Source organism: Rhodococcus sp. FH8 (assembly GCF_019266085.1).
Lineage (GTDB): Bacteria > Actinomycetota > Actinomycetes > Mycobacteriales > Mycobacteriaceae > Rhodococcus_F > Rhodococcus_F qingshengii.
Genome location: NZ_LPNQ01000057.1, coordinates 1,501,017 through 1,523,047 on the forward strand (window position 1 = coordinate 1,501,017; position 22,031 = coordinate 1,523,047).

Consider the following 22,031-nt stretch of genomic DNA (forward strand, 5'->3'; position numbering starts at 1 on the left):
TTACCGGAACCTCCGAAGGCAGTGAATAGAAAGGCAGTGGACAGAACTGACAGTTTCCAGTTCAGATTTGTACATCAAGTCCATGTTCTGGATCACACGATGAGCTTAGCGTCTCTCCGAAAGAACTGATCGCGTCATGCAATAGGAGCTGAGCCCAGATGCCCGACAGCAGCACCGAAACAGCCGAAGCCGCCAGCGTTCATTCGACACTCAAAACAGGCTTGAAGAAGCGTCACCTGACCATGCTTTCCATGGGCGGCGTCATCGGCGCCGGTTTCTTCGTCGGGCTGAGCGGAATCATCAACCAGGCGGGCCCCGGCGCAGTCATCACGTGCGCGATCTGCGGCATCATCGTGTTCCTGGTGATGCGCATGCTCGGCGAAATGGCCGTGGCCAAGCCGTGTACGGGATCGTTCACCGAATACGCGCGCATGGCGTTGGGCGACTGGGCGGGTTTCACCACTGGCTGGCTCTACTGGTATTTCTGGGTGATCGTCGTCGGCATCGAATCCGTCGTCGGAGCAACCTTGCTCTCCCGGTGGATCCATGGTGTCCCGCTCTGGCTCATGTCAGCGGTACTCCTGTTGGTGATGACCGGGGTCAATCTTCTCTCCGTCAGCAACTTCGGCGAGGCTGAATACTGGTTTGCGGGTATCAAGGTCGCCGTCATCATCGGCTTCATCGTGCTCGGCAGTCTGTTCGTCTTCGGCATCTGGCCCGGCAGTGAAGTCGATTTCAGCAATCTGACCGGCCACGGAGGATTTCTGCCGAACGGCTTCACCCCCGTACTGGTGGGCGTTGTCGCCGTGATCTTCTCCATGACCGGAGCCGAGCTGGTCACGATCGCCGCAGCGGAATCCGCCGAACCCGCCGGAGCGATCAGGCGGGCCACGAACACGGTCGTCTTCCGCATTCTCGCCTTCTTCGTTGTCGCCACCTTCCTCCTCGTGACGATGCTGCCGTGGGATTCGTTCGTCGTCGGCGATTCTCCGTTCATCTCCGCACTCGACCTGCTCGGAATTCCCGGCGCCGCCGACATTCTCAATCTCGTGGTTCTGGTCGCGGTGCTGTCCTGCCTCAATTCCGGCCTGTACACGGCGTCACGGATGCTCTTCGCACTCTCCGTCTACAACGACGCGCCGGCCTGGATGACACGGACCAACAGCCGCGGCGTGCCGGTGAAGGGCGTACTCGCCTGCACCGTGGCCGGGTACTTCTGTATCGCGGCCGGCTACATCTGGCCGGATACGATTTTCTTGTTCCTCGTGAATTCGTCGGGCGCAATCTGCTTGTTCGTTTACATCCTGATCTGTGTATCCGAACTACGCCTCCGACGCCGATGGGAACGCGAAAGCCCCGAGATTCTGAAATTCCGTGTCTGGTTGTATCCCGGCCTGCCGATAGTGGTCACTGGTCTGATTCTCGTGATCCTGGTGGGAATGGGTCTCAACGAACCCACGCGCGCGGAATTCGTCCAAAGCCTGGTCGCGCTGGGGGTCATCCTCGCCGCTTACGGCGTGAGAAAGTCTCGTACGCGAAAAGTCGGATCGTTCGCGACCGCCTCGAACAACGCACACAGCAGTTCGAAGAAGGCTTGAAACAAGCATCGAGTAAGCGCTCGACTCGATAATTGAACCTCTTCCTCGAAAAGAGCCGATCCGATGGAAGCGGTCGAACATAGATTTTCTCTTTACCTAAATTCAAGGCAAAATGGACAGCATGCCGAGCCCTGTCATCGCCTCCGAGGGGCACAGTTCTTGGCGAACACTTCACGAATGGTTCAACGAACCACACGACTACGAGTGGATAAAGCACCAGAGATCCGGCCGGGCAATCATTCCGATCTTCCGAACCTTGCTCGGAATGATGACGATCATCTTCGGACTGTCCGCTTTCTACAAATTGATCGGTCCGGATACGCCGCCGACCACACCCGGCAAAGCTCTTTCGATTTTCATGATCTGTACGTGTGTGGGAATCGCCGCATGCTGGTTCACACAACCGTTTCCCGGACGCCGGGGGTTGCTTGCATTCGGAATATTCGCAGATCTCGGGATCGCGGCTGCCGTCCTCCTGGTGCCGGATCGCTCGTCCGGGACGTTCGGTTGCATCGTCTTCGCGGTCACCGGAACCTTTGCGACGCTTTTTGTCAGCGCAAAGTGGCTTGTCGCTCATGTCGTTTGGTCGACGACCGTCACGACTACCGTTTTCGTTCTTGCATATCTGGAAGGCGACGTCGATATCACGACGCTTCTGGCCCGCGGCACCGTTCTTTTCGGAGCTGTCACACTCGTTCCCATTTTTGCGCACCTGACTTGGCGCACTCTCTACCGCGATGCCCAGTATTCGGACCGGGATCCCCTCACTGGACTGTTCAACCGTCGGGGACTGGAAGGGGCAGTCGGCGATCTCTTCGAGAGCGCCCGAGACGATTCTTCATCTCTCGCCTTCATCGTCGTCGATATCGACAAATTCAAAACGGTGAATGATCTTCACGGTCATGCCGAAGGCGATCATGTCATCAGGAGAACCGCGAACCGATTGAGCACACATCTCGGCGAACGCGGAGTCATCGCTCGAACCGGCGGGGAAGAATACCTGGCCGTCATCGCCGGCAATCCCGAATCGACAACCCTGTTGATCGAAGGGATAAACGCGGCGCTGTCGGATTGTTCCGACGCGATCCCCACAACGGTGAGCGTCGGAGCGGTGATGATGACCGCCGAATCGAAGGCGTGGAGCGGCGGTGCTTCCGCAATCCTGGCGGCGACAAATGTCGCGGATTCGATGATGTATCAAGCGAAGGCGGCAGGCGGTAATACGATCCGCTCGGCTCAGATCTGATTCACAGCCACGTAAGTGGGTGGACGCTGCGCCCAGTTTCCGTGTCCGTCGCGGCAAGATACACATCGACGCGCTCAGCGGTCAGAGCCTTGCTGATGTGGTAACCCTGGACCAGGTCACACCCGACCCACTGGACGCGGCGGAACTGCTCGATGGTCTCCACGCCCTCGGCCAACGATTTCATACCGAGGGCCGCGGCCAATTCGACAATGGACTTCACCACGGACATCTTCGGATCGTCCGAGTCGGTGACCAGCATGCGATCGATCTTAAGAACGTCGATTGGAAGTCTCTGGAGCGTGGCAAAGGACGAATAGCCGGTGCCGAAATCGTCGAGTGCGACGGTGACCCCGAGCTCACGCAGCTTGTAGAGATCCCGGATCGCGCGATCGTCCACAACACCTGTCTCGGTGATTTCGAGCTGCAGCAGTTGCGGAGGCAAGCCCGAATCCGTCAGCGCTTTCTTCACCATCGCACCGAACTCTCGCGACACCAACTGCACTGGTGAAACGTTGACCGAGACGCCAATTCCGGTCGGCCACCCCGCAGCAGCGGCGGTCGCCATCGCCATTGCCTGCGCGCCGAGGGGAATGATCATTCCGGTTTCCTCCGCCACCGAGATGAACTGGCTGGGCCCGATGAGGCCGCGGCTGGGATGGTTCCACCGAAGAAGAGCCTCGAAGGCCACCACTTCACCGGTCTGAGTGTCGACCTGAGGCTGGTAATGGAGATCGAACTGCCCTTCCTCGATCCCTCTGTCCAGCTCGTGCAACGCCGTCGCCCGCGCCGATGCCCTCGCCCGCAGCAGCGGTGAGAACTTACCCACTCGATTGCGTCCCGTCGACTTCGCCTCGTACAGAGCCAGATCCGCCAGCATCACCAATCCGTCGGCGTCCGTCGAATCCTCGGGCGCGCTCGAGTAACCGATCGTGGCCCGCACTTCGATCCGATTGCCTTCGACGAAGAATGGTTCGTGCAGCACTTCCAGGTACCGATCGAAGATCACACCGGGATCGTCGCGCGAAGAGGTGCAGACGATCAGCCCGAATTCGTCACCGCCCATCCGCGAGCACATGTCCGAACCGATCACGTCGCGAAGGCGTTTCGTGACTTCGAGAAGTAATTGGTCCCCGATCGGATGGCCAAGGGTGTCGTTCACCGATTTGAAGTTGTCGAGGTCGAGAATCCCGACGAGAACCTGCTTCTCCGGCGCGCGGGAATCGATCGCTTCCTCGAGTGCCACTCCGAACGCACGACGGTTCGGCAACCCGGTCAACGAGTCGGTGGCCGCAAGGCGAAGGATCTCCTGCTCGTGGACATACCTCTCCGTGATGTCGGAACCGACACCGCGCCAACCCAGAATCACGCCGGATTCGAGGACCCGTGGATTGCCGGAAAGAGACCACCAGCGTCGCCTACCGTCGACATGCACCGGCACGACGGTGTCCCGGAAGGGAGCACTCGATTCGAGTTTGTCGATCATCTGGGCCGCGGCCGCACGCCCCTCCGGACTCGCTGCGATCTGGAGTCTGGTGAGGAGTTGTCCGAAGGTGAGTTGCTGCAACTCGTCCACCGTCATACCTGCGACCTCGGCGAGACGTGCCGAGGTATGGGAGAACCGGCCGTTGGTGTCGCATTCCCACAGCCAGTCGCGGGAACCGCCCTCGAATCCGTCGAGCAACAACGCCACAGTCTGACGCTCGGATTCCGCCTGAAACTCTGCGAGACAACGTCTCTGGAAAGAGGCCGACAGATAGACCGCTCCTACGGTGAGCGCAAACATGTAGATGCACAACTGAATCGCAAGTATTCGAAAGTGGGGTTCGGCGTGGACGACGAGAACAGTGAAGACGCCGAGGCCGTGAATGTAGATCCAGGTCAGGCTCACCGATCTCAGACTCGAGAACGTCACGGTCCCGGCGCCCATGATCCCGGCCATCGTCGCGATCAGAACCAAGTCGCGGAAGACGTCCATGTCGTGAAAGAGCAGAGCGAAAAGTGTGACGTCGAGGGTCGCGACCACGATCACTTCGACGAGCAGACCCACGTAGTCGTAGCGCGGGGTGTGCTTCGACGGCCGCCAGCGAAGGGGAATCCATACTCGGATCGAATTCGCGAGGACGAGAAAGATGAGGGCGCCACCCAACCACCTGAGCGTCTGACGTCCGGGCGGGACGGTGTAGGTCAGAATCACGACCAAACTCGCCATGTACGCAAGATTGGCGAACGGCGCGACGGCTGCGGCTTCGTCTATCTGACGGCGAAACAGGCTGTTGCAGTCGGCCTCCGAAGCAGGATCTTGCCTGCCCAATCGACTCGGACGGCTCATCAGCGAGGCATCCCGACATCTGCGCAGGCGCCATCAGCGGGCGTCGAATCCGCTCGCCTGGCCATCCGAACCTCCCCTGGCTCCCCACCGAACCCTTATCCGGTGAAACGTCAGTGTTTCAGACTCGCTGCTTGTTTCCTTCACAACGGTAGCCATCTGACGAATCGATTGTGCGCAGATCACTATATCCAGAGGTCGTTCCGTCGATCGTCCAGGTCGATCCGCGATTGCTGATTCTTAGCTCGAACCACGTTTGTCGCCGACCGCGACGCGGGGGATTCGAGCGGTCGGGAACAACGCGGCGATCGCGAGCAGCGCTGCCACGGCAAAAGCGACACGCAACGCGTCCAGCCTGGCTTCTTCGTTCACGTCCACGATCGCATCCGCCGTGGACTCGGCGACGCCGGCGTCATCGAGAGCGGATCGGAGTTGCGTCGTCGACAGGAACGGCACGCCCGAGGCCATGTCGGTGCTCGCTTGCTGCTGCACCGATGTCGGAACCGCCGGATTGTCTTCGATTCCGGCGATCGCCGACGTCGTGAGAGTGGCAATGAGAACCGATCCGATCAGGGCAGTTCCCAAGGAAGCGCCGAGGTTGGTGGCGGTGTTCTGCAACCCGCCGACCTCGGTGCTGCGCTCGTCCGGGACCGAGGACACCGTGACGGCTCCGAGCTGCGAAGACAGGCACCCCAAGCCGAAACCCATGAACAGCATGGGAATCATCACGATCGCCGCATTGGCGCCGGGGTCCATGCCTGCAACGAGCATCAGAATGCCGACGACCATGACCAACAATCCGACTCGGACCACGCGTCGCGGGTTCGCGGTAGGCCGTAGCTTCGGAATACCGATCGCCGCCACGACGAGCGCCGCCGACAACGGCAGGATGCGAACTCCCGTCTCCAGGGCACTGAGCTCCAGAACTACGGACAAGAACAACGGGACCGCGAAGAACACGCCCGCCTGGACCAGAAACTGCGCGAAGAACATGGAAAGTCCGCCACTGAGCTCGCGGTTTCGCAGCATCGCCGGATCAAGCAACGGCTCCTTCCCCGCAGCGGCCAGGCGTCCCTCCCAGCGCAGGAATCCGTACACGACCAGGAGCCCGGCGATCAGCAGCCACACCACCGGGGAAAGCCCGACCAGCTGCGGTCCGTCGGGTTTGGCCTGCACCCAACCCCACTCGCTCGAGCGCAGTACGCCGAAGACGATCATGCCCAGCCCGACCACAGACAAGATCGATCCGACGTAATCGAGGCGCGACTTCGACGGTGGGACGTCGACCACCTTGCTCAGCACCAGCAAGATCAGGACAACGATCACGACTTCGCCGACGAACACGTAACGCCATGACGCAAATGTCGTCGCGGCGCCGCCGATCAGCGGCCCGACCGCCACGGCCATCGCGCCGGCGGCAGCGACCAGACCGTAGGCAGCCGGGCGCTTCTGCGCCGGAAAGTTGGTGGCGACGAGCGCGACGATCGCGGGCATGATGAGTGCCGCACCGACGCCTTCGAGGAACGACCATCCGATCAGCAGAACCGCAAGATTGGGAGCGAGCGCCGTTGTCAGAGAACCTGCGCCGTAGATGATCAAGCCGACCGCGAAGGCTCGGCGACGACCCATCATCGACCCCAGCTTGCTGCCCGTGATCATCAGCGTCGCCATGACCAGGGTGTACAGCGTGATCGCGGTTTGAATGCCGGTGATGCTCGTGCCGACGTCCTCGGCGACGGTTGCCATCGAAACGTTCATGACCGAACTGTCCAAGGTCATCAGGAATTGGCTGGATGCCAACACCGTGAGAACCAGTCCTGAACCCGCCTGCGTCGTCGAACCAGCAACCTGTCCGTCACCCATCGTGCGGGTGTACCCGGTGTTCAGGTCCTCGAAGCAGACCGGTCAGTGCTGTTCGAGGGTGAGCTGATCCGCCCAAGCCGACACGTCCCCGCGTTCCAGAGCCACCGCCAGCAGTTCCGGAAACTTGTCCGGCGTGCACGCAAACGCGGGAATCCCGAGGGCACTCAGCGACGCTGCATTGTCGTGATCGAACGACGGTGCCCCGTCGTCCGAGAGTGCCAGTAGAACCACGACTTGAACGCCGGAGTTCTTCATGGCGGCCATGCGGCGCAACATCTCGTTGCGAATACCGCCCTCGTAGAGGTCCGAGATCAGAACGAACATCGACTCGGCAGGACGCGAGATCAGCGACTGGCTGTACGCGATTGCGCGGTTGATGTCCGTGCCCCCACCAAGTTGGGTCCCGAAAAGGACGTCGACTGGATCGGACAGTTTGTCCGTCAGGTCGACGACGGCAGTGTCGAAAACCACGAGCGAAGTCTTCAGCGCCTGCATCGACGCCAACACCGCGCCGAACACGGATGCGTAGACGACGCTGGACGCCATCGAACCCGATTGGTCGATCGCCAGGACTACGTCGCGCTGCACGGATTTCGACTTGCGGCCGTATCCGACGAGCCGCTCGGGGACGACGGTTCGATACTCCGGAAGGTAGTGCGACAGATTTGCTCGGATGGTTCGGTCCCAGTCGATGTCACGCAACTTCGGATTCGACGTTCTGGCCGAACGATTGAGTGCCCCGGTCACCGCGGCCTTCGTTTTCTGCGCGATTCGCTCTTCGACTTCCCGAACCACCTTGCCGACGACCATTCGAGCAGTGGCCTTGCTGGCCTCCGGCATGACCTGGTTGAGGCTCAGCAGCGTCCCGACCAGATGCACATCGGGCTCGACGGCATCGAGCAGTTCCGGTTCGAGCAGCAACTGCGCCAAACCCAGTCGGTCGATCGCGTCCTTCTGCATCACCTGCACCACCGTGCTGGGAAAGTACGTCCGGATATCGCCGAGCCATCTGGCGACGGACGGAGCCGACGCCCCCAATCCGGCTGAGCGGCGTCGCCCCTTGGTCGGGCCGGACGAATCGTAGAGTGCGGCAAGAGCTGCATCCATTCGACGCTCGCCCGGTTGGCCCAGCCCACCCGTCGATTCTTCGGCGGATTCCCCGAGCATCAGTCTCCAGCGTCGAAGGCGCTGATCGTCGTCGCTCATGCGCCCACCCCCAAGATGTCCGCAACGACCGCCATTGCCGCTCTGCCGCGTCGAGCATCGGTCTCCACTGTCGTTTCGACGCGTCGTCCACCTCTGACCGCCTGACCGATCGCTCGACGCTCCCCCGCCTCGAACGCTCCGAACGTACGTCGAAGCAGTGGAAGCGTGTCGATGAAGTCCTGCTCACGAAGTTGGCGAACCCACGTGTCGATCAGCGTGAGCAACGCTCGATCGTGAACGAGCACAAGCCCTCCTCCACCGAGAAACCCGTCGACCCACCCGGCTTTGGCGGTCGGCGTGCTTCCCACGGACAGGGCCCGAGACAAGCGCTGGGCTGCAGCGGTTTCCGTGATCGAACCGCTGTCGCGCAGTAGCCGCACCATCCGGCCGACGAGTAATCCGTTGACGTCGTCACGGTCGATCACGCCGGCCATGGCCTGCAGCCACCGTGCGCTCGCATCGCGATCGTCACGAACCATGACTGCCGAGTGAACCTTGTCGAGGTGTTCGCGAAACTCCTCGGCACTGGGATCGTCCAGGCCCGTGACGGCGACTGCGAGGCCAGTGCAAATGCGGATCAACAGGCTGTCGGCGACGTCGACCAATGCCGACACGTCGGTTCCGCGCACATCGCCGTACCGCAGCGTTCGCGTCAGCGTGGGCAGCGCCGCCATCAGGTGCGACACGTCATGATCCAGTGCCGCAACCGTTTTCACACTTTCCAGCACAGCGGACAACGCTGCCGGCAGGTTCGCCAGGAGCGAGTTCTCCAGTAGTCCGATCAGTGACGCGAGAGAGATGTCCGGCTCGTTGATCTTCGAGACGACACATGATGTTGCCGCTGCAACCACCGTCGTGCCCCACATCGACGCCTCGATCACCGAGACCGAGAATTCGGGCTTCCATTGCAGCGCCCAAGTCTCCCGGAACGTTCCGGTGGAACGGACCTCACTGTCGGCCGGGGTTCCCCAATCGATCTCGAGGATCCCCAGTCGGTGCAGGAACTGGGAACGCTCGACGTCGATGTCGCTTCGCAGGTCCAGATCGAGAGTCTTTGCTCCCGCTTGTTGTCTGAGCCGCAAGGTCTTCGAGCGTGCGCGCAGGTCTGCTTCGAGTGGGACTGTCGGCGTTTCCTCGGGCACCGCGCCCAGCGCTTCGCCCACAACCAATCTTCGCGTGATCAGATCCAGAAGAACGTCGTTCCCGTCGCACATCACCGACCTCGTTGCCTCGGTGACCTCCGACAATCCCGCCAAGGGTCGAGAACGCAGTGCCGCCAACGTATCTGCCAACCGGACAGCTTCGATGACGTGAGCACTCGAGATCGGAAGGTCCTCGTCCCTGAGCACCCGCGCAACTTTGGTGAGCCACCGCGTGATCGTCTTGTCGTTCGCGGTGAACAGGTGGTGATACCAGCCCGGCGAGGTGATTCCGGCGCCGTAACCCGATGCCGACGCCAGGCGTGAATGTGTCCAGGGAACCCAGGTCAGCGAGGTCTTGACCTTGGACATTCCTTTGAGGATGCGAGCATCGGGTGCCGCCGGCCCCAAGGCTCCGACCAACGCCGGCGCGTGCCAGGCTCCGCAGACGACCGCTACCCGCTCAGCGCCATCTTTCAACGTCTTTCGCAGCACCTGACGCATGTACGCTTCGCGATGCGCTGTCTCCTCGTCGATCGGCACTGTCTCACGCAGCGCCTCCATCGCCTCGGTGATCGCATCGAAAGAATCTGCGCCCGAGCTCGATTCGATCACCGAATCCCACCAGCGCTCGGTGTCGTCGAAACCCGCGGCCGCGGCCAGTTCCGACAGAGGATCGCCCTCGCGGACAGTACGAATCCCCTGATCCGCCAACACGTTGAAGGCGGGCAGATCGCAGAACCGTGCCTGCACACCGTTCTTCGCAGCCCACTGCAGCGCTTGCCATTCGGGTGAGAACACCGCAAACGGCCAGAAGGCCGCCTTCGACGGCTCGCCAGTGGCGTACGCGAGCAACGCAATCGGTGGTTCCATCGATTCCGACGCCGCCAGCATCACCAACGGGTCTGCGTCCGAAGGCCCTTCGATCAGGACGACGTCAGGCGAGAACTCTTCCAGACCCTGCCGAACCGAACGAGCAGATCCCGGGCCGTGGTGACGGATACCGAAGACCCGGACACGCAGGTCCGGAATCACGATGGTCACCCGGTGACCTCGCGGCACGCCCGGTAGAAGTCGGACCACTCGCCGCGTTCACGCACTACTGCCTCGAGGTACTCGTTCCACACCACCTTGTCTGCGACCGGATCCTTGATCACCGAGCCCAGGATTCCGGCAGCGACGTCGGATGCCCGCAGTACGCCGTCCCCGAAATGCGCAGACAACGCCAAACCGTTGGTGACCACCGAGATCGCCTCCGCCGTCGACAGAGTTCCGGACGGGGACTTCAACTTGGTGCGGCCGTCGGTGGTCGTGCCTGATCGCAGTTCCCGGAACACGGTGACGACCCGGCGAATTTCCTCGGCTGCTGCGGGGGTTGTCGGCAATTCCAGTGCTGCGCCCAGCTGTTCGACTCGACGTGCCACGATGGCCACCTCGTCTTCCTCGCTGGCCGGCAAAGGGAGGACTACGGTATTGAACCGTCGACGCAGTGCGGACGACAGGTCGTTGACACCGCGATCGCGATCGTTGGCGGTAGCGATCAGGTTGAAGCCCTTGGCTGCCTGCACCTCGATGCCCAGCTCCGGCACCGGCAACGTCTTCTCGGAGAGAATGGTGATGAGGGCGTCCTGCACGTCGGCCGGAATGCGCGTCAACTCTTCGACGCGGGCGATCTTCCCGGTTTCCATCGCCGTCATCACGGGAGAAGGCACCAGCGCACCGGCGGTCGGCCCCTCGGAGAGAAGACGTGCGTAGTTCCAGCCGTAGCGGATAGCTTCCTCGGGCGTGCCCGACGTGCCCTGGACCAGGAGCGTCGACGCACCCGAGATTGCGGCCGAAAGATGTTCGGAGACCCAGGTCTTGGCCGTACCGGGAACCCCCAACAGCAGTAGCGCCCGGTCGGTGGCAAGAGTTGCGACGGCCACTTCCATCAACCGCCGTGGACCGACGTACTTCGGCGAAATGACGGTTCCGTCGTCGAGAGTGCCACCCAACAGATACGTCACGACGGCCCAGGGCGACAAGTTCCACGACGGTGGACGCGGACGAGTGTCCTGCGCGGCCAGTGCTTCGAGTTCGAGCGCGTACTCCTGCTCTGCGTGGGGCCGCATCAGCCTTGCCGGTTGCGCGAGCTTTTCCGGTTCCGTGGTGTGCACGGTTACGCTGTCAGTCATGTGAGCTCCTCGAGCAGGGTCTTGCGGTGGGTGATGGCGCTGGCAGTTCTGGCGAAGGTCTGCCGCCAGTCCGTGTCACGTGCACGTTCCGCAGCACGCTCCAGCAAAGTTACTGCGCTGTAAGGAAATCGAGTCTCGGCCAGGCGCAGCGATGCGACGTACTTGTAGCGTGAGAATTCGCCAGCCTTGGCGCCTCCGTCGGCACGTCTGGCCGCAACTCGTTCCCACTGGGCCACCACTGCCCGGGTGATGTCCTCGGGCCATGGACCTCGCAGAGCGTCGTAGATCGCTGCCCGGCCCGGGTGCAGAACATTGGCGTCGCCGTTTCCGGACCTCAACAGATCAGCCAGCGCCTTGGCCGGCACCAACGGGAGCACGCGTCGATCGGTGGCGGTGCCGCGCATACGAAAGAGTTCCAGCGCCCATTCCGTATTGTTCTGCGCGACTGCGGCGGTGGACCACGCGTCGTGAAGGATCGGCTCCCAGCTTTCGTCAACGCTCATCCCCAAGACCTTGCCTGGTCCACCGATCATGTTGTTCCACAGAGACAACGGCGCAGAACTGATCGCCTGACGCACATACTCGGCACGATAGTCGGTGTGTGGATTCGGCCGGTCTTCGATGCCGTCTCGCCTCGCCGCTGAATCGACTTCCTCAGGCGGGACGATGACGAGCGTGGACCGAACGAGTTTCCTTTCCACCCGCACCCATTTCCGAACCCGAGCAGCCATTCTCTCCCCGAACTCCGATTCGGGGAGTTGTCCGAGTACTTCCACTGCCGCGCGTCGCACGTCCTTGCGACGGTCGTCGAGGGCTTCCTCCAACAATGGTTGATCATCCGCGCTCAGTCCGTTTGCCAGCGCCGCGACGAAGGCAGCCTTCTGTTCGCCCCGCTCGGTGGCCCAGGACTTTCGGAGTTCGGCCAACGCCAGCGCGGGATCTGTTCGACGAGTGTCCATCAGCCACTGCGTGCGCTGCGACGAACTTCCGTGACGCCACACGTCCGGGTTGGCATCCCTGGTTCGGACGAGTTTGCTCCACTCGGGGTTTTGCGCGGCAAGCCATCGACCACGCTCGCCGACCATCTGCAGGATGCTCTCCCGGTGAGCTTCACTTGCACGTGCAAAGGAAAGCAACTCGGCGACCAGATGATCAGGCGCACGGTAATTGTGCTCCAACGCGACTGCGAACCATTCGTCGAGCAAGGTCGCCTTGGCCGCGAGCATCGACAGCAGATGCGCCGATGAGGATTCCGGCAGCGTGAATCGAACATCGTCTGGCGCAGATGTCGGCACCGCCGCCGTGGTGGAGCCCGCACCGCCACGGCGGTACGCCCTCTCCAACGCTGCTCCTGCGAGAAGCATCTCGGCAGGATCGCCGTCGAGTTCGCGAGCGTAGCCACGCACTTCAGCCGGCAGCTCCTCGAATGTTGTTGCTGTTCTGGCTGTCCCAAGGAGCGCCGCTGAGATCAATGTACTCACAGCACGATCACCTGCCCTCCCGTGAAAACCGAGATCGGAGTAAGAGCCAGCGCGTTCCACGTTCCGCAGACTGTGACCGGGTAACCGCCGGAAATGCCGAGCAACTTCCACAGAAGATCCGAATCACCCTCTGCCCGAAGCGCTGTGCCCGATTCGTCGACGACAAACCATGATCCGTCGACGAACGACGGGACCACCGAACTGATCACTGCCGGCCACGAGCGCAACCATGGATCCGCGGCGAGGGCATCGGTAAACTGCTGCAACGCAGTGTCGATGCTTCCGAACGGCATGGTTGTGAAGGGCTCCGGTTCTCCGTGCGTGACCCCTATCCGCGCCCGCAATGCCGCGGCACCGGGATAGAAATGAACATCGGCGTTGAGCAGAAACCCGACTGGCGGCGTTTCGGTGGCAAAATTGGGTGACCCGTGGGAGAAGTCGAGCAGCATGGCCCACCGCTTTGAATTCCTGCCGAGCATCCACACCGTTCGGGTGAACAGTCGCTTCTCCTCGGTGATCCCGGAACCGAGAATCATCCAGTTCTCTTTCACCGGAATCGATTCCATCACACTCTCGGTTGAGACCGGATAGCCGACGTGTGCTTTCACCGAATCGGCAAGATCTTCCGGCAACTCGGACAGCTTCTGATGCGCAGCAACCAGCAGGTGCAACCGAGCCAACTCGTCGAGGACTTTCTCAGGCCAGTTCTCGGTAGACGCAACGGTGCCCGCCAAGGCTCGAAGTGTGCCTGCGACACCAGGCGCCTGAGCATCCACCATTCGAGCAGCTACTGCGTCGAAGCCCGCCCAGGATGTGTCCATCGCTGCCAGACCACTGCGGATCTGATCGGTGATCCACAGGTCCAATTCGACGAGACCGCTCGCAACGCGGTCGGCGCGCTTCTGCGCTGTCGCCGGGTCGGGAGCCCTCTTGGGAGCCTCGTCGCCGGTCTCAGCCCTTTCGCCGCGGGTCTCGGCCTTCTCCTCGCGGCGCAACAACCACTCTGCCACGAAGTCGGCGGGCTCGTCCGCCGACGGCACACGCCCTTCCGACCATTCCACCAACAGCCCCAGAGCATGTTTGCACGGAAACTTTCGACTGGGGCACGAGCACTTGTATGCAGGGCCCCTCAGGTCGACCACTGCTTGATACGGCTTCGAGCCGCTGCCCTGACACAGCCCCCAGAGCGCGAGACCCCTGTTGCCGGCATGGCTCCACGAACCAGCCAACTTGCGCGCAGCGGCCAGCGATGCGGCGTCCGGAGCTACCGACGCCACCTGCCCAGCTGTCCACGGCGAAGTCACTCGACCACAGTATGACAACCCGCTGACATCACAGAGTCAGGCCGATTCGTTGGTGAAAAACCCCTTGACTCGAACACATATTCGAATATGATTTCGGGAGGGGATCGGGGGATTCAATGAGTGTCTTGTTGTCGGACGTGGTGTCGGGTTCTGCGGTGGGGTTACGCGGACGGTTGTGGCGGTTGACTGCTGCCGAGTTGCGTGAGGCTGCTGTCGAGGCGAGTGCGGAGATTCTGCGCCTGGAAGCCGTTCGTGTGGCCGTGGTGGACGAGTTGTCGTTGCGGCCGGATGATCAGGTGATTGCCAGCCGCGGAGTGGGGTCCTGGTTGGCGGCCAACACGATGCTGCAGGTTCGGGACGGGAAGAAGATCGCCGCGTTGGGTGCTGCTTTGCGGCCGTTTCCGGCGGTGGCGGCTCGGTTCGATGGCGGGGACTGCTCGTTCGATCATGCCGTGTTGATCGTGGCGTTCTGCGAGTCACCACCGAAAGGCATGCCGGAGGAGGCGCTCCCTCGCTGTATCGATTTGTTGTTGGCTGCTGCGTCGGGTGTGGAGGCGACGACGACGAAGGTGCGGAACGTGATCGCGACCTTGGAGCGGTTGTTCGAGTCCGATGAGATCCCGCCCGCCGAGGATGTCGATCTCAATGAGTTGCGGATCGCCTCGACACTGAACGGTCGGGTGGTGGTGCGTGGGGATTTCGACGCTCTCACCGGTGAAATGCTGCTGTCGGCGTTGTCGAATCTGACGATGCCGACCCCGGCACCGGACGGGACTCCGGATTCTCGGTCGGCGGCGAAACGCACGGCGGACGGGTTCACCGAACTGATCCGCCGGTACCTCGACTGCGCCAAGACCGGTACCGATGGTGGGCAGCGTCCGCACGTGAACGTGCACATCAACGCTCGGGATCTCGCTGAGCATCGGGACTGCGCCGCGACACCCTCCACTGCTGATGACGGAATGGCTGTATCGGATCTCGATGTCGGGCACATGCCCTGGCTCGGACCGCTGTCGGTGTCGCAGACCAGGCTTCTCGGGTGTGATTGTTTCCTGTCCACGGTTCTGCTCGACGATCACGGCGCACCGCTCGATGCGAAACCCGGAAAACGATTGGTCACCCCCGAACAGCGAGTGGCGTTGATCGCCCGAGACAGGGGCTGCGCGTTCCCGGGGTGTTCATGTGTGCCTGCCTGGACGGATGCGCACCATATCCGGCACTGGGCCAACGGTGGCCCGACGGTGATGAACAACCTTGTCCTGCTGTGCCGTTCACATCACCGACTGATGCACCGGAAATCAGGGTTCGTCGGCAAATGGGAAATCCGAATCGGCGCCGACAACAAACCCTGGTTCGTCCCGCCGCCCTCGATCGACCCCGGCCAGCACCCACGGCCCGCGAACACCACCTTCAAAACCTGAGGGGTCAAACCTCTTTGGCGACAACAGAACACGGCCAGGCTCCGCATCGGACATCAAACCCCGATACGGAGCCCACAGGCCGTGTCGCGTCCACAACTTTCCACAACTCACGACGTTCGCGCGGGGCGCAAGACCGATCTACCCAACAACTCACAAACCTGCAGGGCCAGAGCAAGATCCAACTTGTCTCGGCCGGCAGCAACTGGATCGCCGAGCGCCTTGTTGATGCGATACTTCACCGTATTCCGGTGCAGATTCATGTGATTGGCAGTGTGCAGATGACTTTCACCATGTGCAAAGTACACACTCAACGTCGTCCGCAAGGATGCAGCAGAGGGCGTATCTTCCGCCAACGGGCCAAGCACCTCCCAGACCCATGACTTCGTCGAATCGATGTTCTCGGACAGAAGTGAGACCACAGCGACGCCGCGGTCTCCGAAGCTCACCACAGGTCGCTGCGGTGTATCCGGGACGGCAGCAACCGAATAGGCGGCGGTTGCCTGTTCGTGGGACCGTTTGAAACCGTCGACCCCTGACCCCGGCAGTCCGATTGCCACCCGCGCCCCGCCGTCCAACGGCACTGCCGCCGCGAGAAACTCCGGATCCGGCGCAGGCACCCGGCGACCGAACGGCAGCCACGCCCACACCGTGCGTCGATCGATGGCGGTGATGATCGGCGGCTTGTCCGCTCCCGCCGCTGCGCCGAGATCACGTACGAGTCGGTCCAGCGTATTGATGCCCATGACGTCGGCATCCCACGTCGACCAGACCACCAGGGCGACGTGGTTCTGACCGAGGCGGTACCCGGTCTCCGCTTCGAAAGCAGCGGTATCTGCGTTGGTGCCGGACAGGAGGGCGTGGATTGCGGCCGAATGGAGGTTTCCCTGCGCTGCCATCCATCGACTGCGTTCCCGCTCGTACGCGTCGAAGACGTAGAGCGTGATCCAGTCGATGTAGCTGTAGACCACGTCCGAAGTGTGTTTCAGGACAGCCAAAGTGAGTCGCGCCGGAATATCCAGTGTGCTGATCTCGTCGTGACAGATCCGCATCAGATCGCCTTGGCCCATGTGATAGGCCCGGACAAGGGAGTTGGACGGGACATCCCGCTGCGCCAGACGCAGCGCGTATTCCACTGCAGCAGTGGTGGGTTGGAGATGATCGATCGGAATGTCGTTGGCCAATACGTGGATGATCGTCGTGATGTTTCCCTGCACGCTGGCCTCGAGCATTTCGAGCAATTTGGCGTCTGCATCCAATTGGTCGATTTCGTGAGCCATCATGAAGGCCATCTCACGCGCGATGTCGGCGCTGCGCTCGTCGAGTCGTCGTGCCAACTCGGCAACCACCGCAAGCACTTCCGGCTCCGCGGCTGCAGGCACTCGGGCGAGGCGCCGCATCGCACCGGCGCCTCGCTCCTTGTGCGATGGACTACTCACAGAACTTCCGCACCCTTTCGTCGCAGGTACTTCAGAGCCGATTCGGCTGCGTTGTACCCGCACATTCCATGTGCTCCGGCACCCGGCGGGGTCGAGGCCGAGCACAGGTAAGTGCCCGCGATCCCCGTGCTGTACGGATCGACTGCGACGCGCGGACGCAAGACAACCTGCAGTTCGGTGTTGGCACCTCCGATGATGTCGCCGCCTACCTGATTCGGATTGTCCTCTGCCAGGTCAGCTGTACCACTGCTCGACGTCGCGACGATCTGCTCCCGGAATCCTGGCGCAAACCTCTCGATCTGACGGATGATCGCCTCCGTAGCGTCGCCGGCGTAACCGTGAGGCACGTGCGCATAGGCATACAGCGGATGAACGTTCCCGGCAGATCGGGTGGGATCAGCCAGGTATTGCTGACCTAGCAGCACGAACGGCCGGTCCGGCATGCGGCCTGAATTCGTCTCACGCTCAGCGGCCACGATTTCGTCGAAACCACCTGCCAGATGGACAGTTCCGGCCCGAGCACAGTCCGGATTGGTCCACGGCACATGACCTTCGATCGCAAAATCGACCTTGAATGCTCCGGGAGCCTGCTTGAACTTTCGATAGGCCCTCGCCACTCGGCCAGGGAGTCGATCGCCCAGAATTTCGAGCGCACCCCCCGGATTGACATCCAGCAGAACAACATCGGCGTCCGGAATCTCGGAGGCCGTACGAACCCGAACGCCGGTGTCGATCTTGCCGCCGTGATCGAGGAGCATCGCAGCCATCGCGTCGGTGATCGACCGCGAACCTCCCTCGGCAACCGGCCAACCGTAGCGGTGACCAGCAGCAGTGATCATCAATCCCACCGCCGAGGTGGCCGGACGGTTGAGTGGATAGAAGGCGTGTGCGGCAACCCCGCCGAACAGCGCCTTCCCCTTGTCCGTCTTCCACAGTTTGGCGGTCACCGTTGCCGGAAGCAGCGCTCGCGGACCGAAAGCTGCGAGCCGCAGCGGATGGTGCGGAACATTGACGATCGGGCGCATCAGATCGGACGCCAGCGCATCGAACCCAGTCGACAAGTCACCGAACATGCGTTGCCATCGAGGCCCGTCAGCGCCGAGTCCCGCAGCCGTCTGCTCCAGCGAGCGGTACAGAACCCCGGCGTCCCCGTTGTCGAGCGGATGCGCGCAGTCCACCTCTGCCCATCTCCAGATCAGCCCGTATCGCTCGAGGTCCAGCTTGGACAGGTACGGCGAGCCGATACCCATCGGGTGAAACGCCGAGCAGTGATCATGGATCAACCCCGGCACGTCGATCGGACCGGAGCGGGTGCCTCCGCCGATCTGGTCGGCAGCCTCGAGCACCTGCACGTCCACACCGCTACGTGCGAGGTGTACCGCGGCAGCGAGCCCATTGGGCCCGCTGCCGACGACTACGGCCTTTGTCACTTACTCACCTCTTGCTCGCTACCGCTGACCCTCGTACGCATCTTCGGTTCGGAGACAACCTGCGGATCCGTTGCCGCGCGGTCGGCCCGTACGTCCAGTGTCCACTGAACGTCGAACGGAATGGGCCCGTTCGGCAACCACGGCTGTTCGGCGACTGCGTCGGCGACCTTGAAAGTACCTCGTTCGATGACACCGAGAGCGGCATCGATCACCTGGTACTCCTGCGTTCCCTTGTGGATGGACTGCGATTCGATCCAGGTCACCAGGAACTCACCGGGTGCGAAATTGCAGCGACGCTGAATGGCTGCGATCAACTTCGCGTCGTGCAGGTGCCCGTCACCGAAGTTGAAGGCGACGATGGAGTTGCACATGAACTCTGCTTCCCGCAGTGAGTACGTGTTGATGTCGTCGCCGAGGTGCCTGATCATCAGAGAGAACAGCGCACGCCCCTGGCTGTGCATGGAACGCCAGCCCAACAGCTGATGCAGAACGACATCGGACACATCTTCGGGGTACATCGTCATCAACTGATTGCGCGTATCCGGCGACGGACGCTTGATGAACTGGTCGATCTTGGCTTCAGCGCCCGGCGCGAATGCCCACGTCGCGGATGCCCAGTTGCCGGCGTACTGGCGCATCGACGGCAGGAAGGACACCAGATCGGGTCGAAGGTTTCCGAGAATGGGGAAGAAGGCAAGGGCTGCAACAATTCCCGCGGTAATCCACGGTGAGGACATGGCGCCGAGTCCGTAGCCGTCCCATGCCGGGAATCCCAGGAACAGGAAGACCGAGGCGTAGGCGAACAGAAGATTCCATTCGAGTGGGACGGCAAGCGGGAAGGTCGACGCGATGAACAGATGGAATCCGACCATGAGGATCACGGCGAGGATCGTGAGGGTTTTGTTCGTCGAGAACAGCAGTATCAACGGGGTGACGATTTCGACCATCGTTCCGGCCACGTGTGCGACGCCGCCGCCCAGGTGTGAAGGCCGCAGATCCTCCGGGAAATTCCGGTAGTGGGCGCGCTTGATCTTCTTCGACGGGATCCACGGGGTATTGCTGAGCATCGGAGGAACCACCAGCGAGAAATGGCGACCGAACTTCGAGACACCGGCACCGATCCACACCATGACGATCAGCAGTTTGAGCGCCAGGATCATGTCGACGAACGGCAGGAATGTGAAGAAGAAGATCGCCGGCAGGTACTGCTCACTACGGGCAGCGATGAAGGGCACCTTGTCCCGCAACCCGAGAATCACCATGAGTACCAGGAAGGAGTACAAGACCGTCGGGCGCACCAGTCCGGCATTGTCAGCGATTGCCGAGTCGATTCCTGTGGTGTGAACACCGGGGAGAACAGCGGCAACAAGGAGATTGGCGACTGCGGCGACATAGATGAAGACGTCGAACACCGTGCGGGTGTCACCCGAGGTGAGCGGCACTTTGCCCGGCCACGGTGGCAGACGAATCGTGCCGGGGCGGAGCCAGTAGAGAACTCCACCGGTCATCGGCTTGAAGTGGCCGGCGAGCGGTCCCCAGGATCCTGCCAAGCCCAGCATCTCGAGCATCATCGTCCAGATGATGAGTTTCTGGTAGACGATCGGCTGGTTCCACCACGATCCGATGTCGAACCACGAGAGGCCGGAAGTCAAAGTGGCAACGGCTGTTCCAGCTGCCAGGTAGAGGAACAACAGTTTCATGATGTAGACGGTGTGGACCATCTTCGGCGTACCGAAGCCGTAATCCACCCAGTGCGTGGACATGTCACGCAGACGCTCGAGAAACGGCTTGTCCATGAACGTTGCCGGATCGACGGGAGGGAAGTTTCCTTCTTTGAATCCCATGATTTGCTCCTGAAATACGGAATGTGGGCATGACGGATCGACTCGACGGACGTCGTCGAGTTGTGCTGGTACTACGGGGAAGTGACTAGTGAGCGGGAGTTGCGCTCAGAGCTCGTCTCATTCCAGGTTTGTCGATCTTGCCCACCGGGTTTCGGGGAAGCGCATCGACGACGTAGATCGCCACTGGCACCTTTACTCGGGTGAGCAAGGCCGTGACATGTTCGAGCAGTTCGTCTTCGGTGACGGGCGCATCGGGGTAGGCGACAACATAGGCAACTGGCACCTCTCCGTAGACCTGGTGCGGAGCGCCGATGACGGCTGCCTCGAGCACGGAAGGGTGTGTAGCGAGCGAGTTTTCGATCTCCTTGGGGTAGATGTTCTCTCCCCCACGGATGATCATGTCCTTGATGCGATCGACCAGGGTCAGGTAGCCGTCCTCGTCGAGGACTCCGACGTCACCGGTATGCAACCAACCATCCTTGACGGTCTTCGCAGTTTCCTCCGGCTTACCCAGATAGCCACGCATCACGTTGCCACCCTTGATGACCACCTCTCCGGCAGTCCCGGCGGGCGCAAAGGTTCCGTCCTCGGCAAGAATGGAAATCTGCTGGCCGGGCAACGCCGGGCCGACCGTACCGAGTTTGCGCACGCCGTCCACAGGATTGCAGGCCGATGCACAGGTCCCCTCGGTGAGTCCGTAACCTTCCACGATCACGAAACCGAAACGCTGCTCAGCGCGTTCGAGGAGTTCCTTGCTGATCGGCGCCGCACCGCACACGGCAAACCTCAAGGACGACGTGTCGATCGAAGGGTCTTCCGGCTGTGAGGTCAGCATCGCGTAGATTGCCGGCACCGCCGAGAAATACGTGGGGCGAAGCCGCGCGACGTCGTCGAAGAATCTCGAAACCGAGAACTTCCCGGTGACACTCACCTGTCCGCCGACAAGTAAGGGCGTCAAGACGCTGACGCAGATCGCGTTGACATGGAACAGCGGCAGAATCAGCAGGCAGTGATCCGCGCCGGTAACACCGATGTTCTTGCCCATCGACGAAGCCATGAACTGCAGGTTGGCATGAGTCAGCATCACTCCCTTGGGCCGTCCGGTGGAGCCGCTGGTGTAGATGAGCAACGCCAGATCGTCTGCTGCAACATCGATTCCGGGTCGGGGATCGGTCGGCGGCACTGTCGCCAGATCCTCGACAGCCAACACTGCGCGGCCGCCCGAGGGTGCGTCGGCAGTGGCGGTGATGACCAACTCGGCCCCGGAGTCCGCGATCTGGTAGTCCGCTTCGTTCGCGGTGAACATCGGATTGATGGGTGTAGCGGCAGCACCGATGCGCCAGGCAGCCATGATCGCGATCAGCAACTCGACGCGATTGGGCAGCATGATCGCCACCACGTCACCGAGGCCGATTCCGAGTCCAGCCAATTGCGCGGCAACAGCTTCCGTGCGATCTGCGAACTCTTCATACGTGAGTTCGACGTGGTCGTCCCGCAAGCACGGCTTCTGCCCGTACTTCTCTGCAAGATCCCAAGCCAGATATCCGATGTTCGCCACGAGAG

The 22,031-nt window shown here is 61.8% G+C and carries 14 protein-coding genes; 3 read left to right on the forward strand and 11 right to left on the reverse strand.

The genetic code is table 11. The features are described 5' to 3' along the window. Positions 1 to 158 precede the first annotated feature (158 nt). Both ATN38_RS10020 and ATN38_RS10025 read left to right on the forward strand, forming a co-directional pair. The gene (locus ATN38_RS10020) at positions 159 to 1,598 is read left to right on the forward strand and encodes an amino acid permease (protein WP_030536080.1); all 1,440 of its coding nucleotides are present in this window, start codon (positions 159 to 161) and stop codon (positions 1,596 to 1,598) included. A 121-nt stretch (positions 1,599 to 1,719) separates the two neighbouring features. Next, a complete protein-coding gene (locus ATN38_RS10025) occupies positions 1,720 to 2,844 on the forward strand; it encodes a GGDEF domain-containing protein (protein ID WP_064113656.1) in 1,125 nt (374 codons plus the stop codon). A gap of 1 nt (position 2,845) precedes the next feature. Here the strand turns inward: ATN38_RS10025 and ATN38_RS10030 are convergent, their stop codons facing one another. From ATN38_RS10030 to ATN38_RS10060, 7 genes are all read right to left on the reverse strand, one after another. Beyond that, positions 2,846 to 5,173 carry a bifunctional diguanylate cyclase/phosphodiesterase gene (locus tag ATN38_RS10030; RefSeq protein ID WP_064075016.1) on the reverse strand — a complete coding sequence of 776 codons (2,328 nt, stop codon included), beginning with the start codon at positions 5,171 to 5,173 and terminating at the stop codon, positions 2,846 to 2,848. Between the two features lie 237 nt (positions 5,174 to 5,410). Beyond that, positions 5,411 to 7,033 carry an MFS transporter gene (locus tag ATN38_RS10035; RefSeq protein WP_063315539.1) on the reverse strand — a complete coding sequence of 541 codons (1,623 nt, stop codon included), beginning with the start codon at positions 7,031 to 7,033 and terminating at the stop codon, positions 5,411 to 5,413. A 42-nt stretch (positions 7,034 to 7,075) separates the two neighbouring features. Then, a complete protein-coding gene (locus ATN38_RS10040; RefSeq protein ID WP_003943178.1) occupies positions 7,076 to 8,239 on the reverse strand; it encodes a VWA domain-containing protein in 1,164 nt (387 codons plus the stop codon). After that, positions 8,236 to 10,422 (reverse strand): DUF5682 family protein, encoded by a 2,187-nt coding sequence (locus ATN38_RS10045; RefSeq protein ID WP_218747906.1) that lies wholly within the window; start codon positions 10,420 to 10,422, stop codon positions 8,236 to 8,238. The genes ATN38_RS10040 and ATN38_RS10045 overlap by 4 nt, the downstream gene beginning before the upstream one ends. After that, complete coding sequence (locus tag ATN38_RS10050) at positions 10,419 to 11,552, reverse strand: AAA family ATPase (protein WP_083056335.1); 1,134 nt, start codon at positions 11,550 to 11,552, stop codon at positions 10,419 to 10,421. The genes ATN38_RS10045 and ATN38_RS10050 overlap by 4 nt, the downstream gene beginning before the upstream one ends. Further along, entirely contained in the window at positions 11,549 to 13,033 is a 1,485-nt protein-coding gene (locus ATN38_RS10055) for a DUF5691 domain-containing protein (protein WP_064687866.1), read from the reverse strand. The genes ATN38_RS10050 and ATN38_RS10055 overlap by 4 nt, the downstream gene beginning before the upstream one ends. Continuing rightward, on the reverse strand, positions 13,030 to 14,337 hold the full coding sequence (locus ATN38_RS10060; protein ID WP_308256003.1) for an SWIM zinc finger family protein: 1,308 nt from the start codon (positions 14,335 to 14,337) through the stop codon (positions 13,030 to 13,032). Before ATN38_RS10060 ends, ATN38_RS10055 begins: the two co-directional genes overlap by 4 nt. A gap of 116 nt (positions 14,338 to 14,453) precedes the next feature. On the opposite strand from ATN38_RS10060, the gene ATN38_RS10065 reads away from it, so the two are divergent. Next, positions 14,454 to 15,758 carry an HNH endonuclease signature motif containing protein gene (locus ATN38_RS10065; protein WP_218747908.1) on the forward strand — a complete coding sequence of 435 codons (1,305 nt, stop codon included), beginning with the start codon at positions 14,454 to 14,456 and terminating at the stop codon, positions 15,756 to 15,758. Between the two features lie 107 nt (positions 15,759 to 15,865). Here the strand turns inward: ATN38_RS10065 and ATN38_RS10070 are convergent, their stop codons facing one another. The 4 genes from ATN38_RS10070 to ATN38_RS10085 form a co-directional block, all read right to left on the reverse strand. After that, the gene (locus ATN38_RS10070) at positions 15,866 to 17,155 is read right to left on the reverse strand and encodes a CdaR family transcriptional regulator (RefSeq protein WP_064075023.1); all 1,290 of its coding nucleotides are present in this window, start codon (positions 17,153 to 17,155) and stop codon (positions 15,866 to 15,868) included. A 35-nt stretch (positions 17,156 to 17,190) separates the two neighbouring features. After that, positions 17,191 to 18,624: an NAD(P)/FAD-dependent oxidoreductase gene (locus ATN38_RS10075; protein ID WP_030536102.1), complete on the reverse strand. Its 1,434-nt coding sequence runs from the start codon at positions 18,622 to 18,624 to the stop codon at positions 17,191 to 17,193. After that, positions 18,621 to 20,468 carry a DUF3556 domain-containing protein gene (locus ATN38_RS10080; RefSeq protein ID WP_218747910.1) on the reverse strand — a complete coding sequence of 616 codons (1,848 nt, stop codon included), beginning with the start codon at positions 20,466 to 20,468 and terminating at the stop codon, positions 18,621 to 18,623. Before ATN38_RS10080 ends, ATN38_RS10075 begins: the two co-directional genes overlap by 4 nt. A gap of 85 nt (positions 20,469 to 20,553) precedes the next feature. Further along, positions 20,554 to 22,026: a class I adenylate-forming enzyme family protein gene (locus ATN38_RS10085; protein WP_054826947.1), complete on the reverse strand. Its 1,473-nt coding sequence runs from the start codon at positions 22,024 to 22,026 to the stop codon at positions 20,554 to 20,556. Positions 22,027 to 22,031 lie beyond the last annotated feature (5 nt).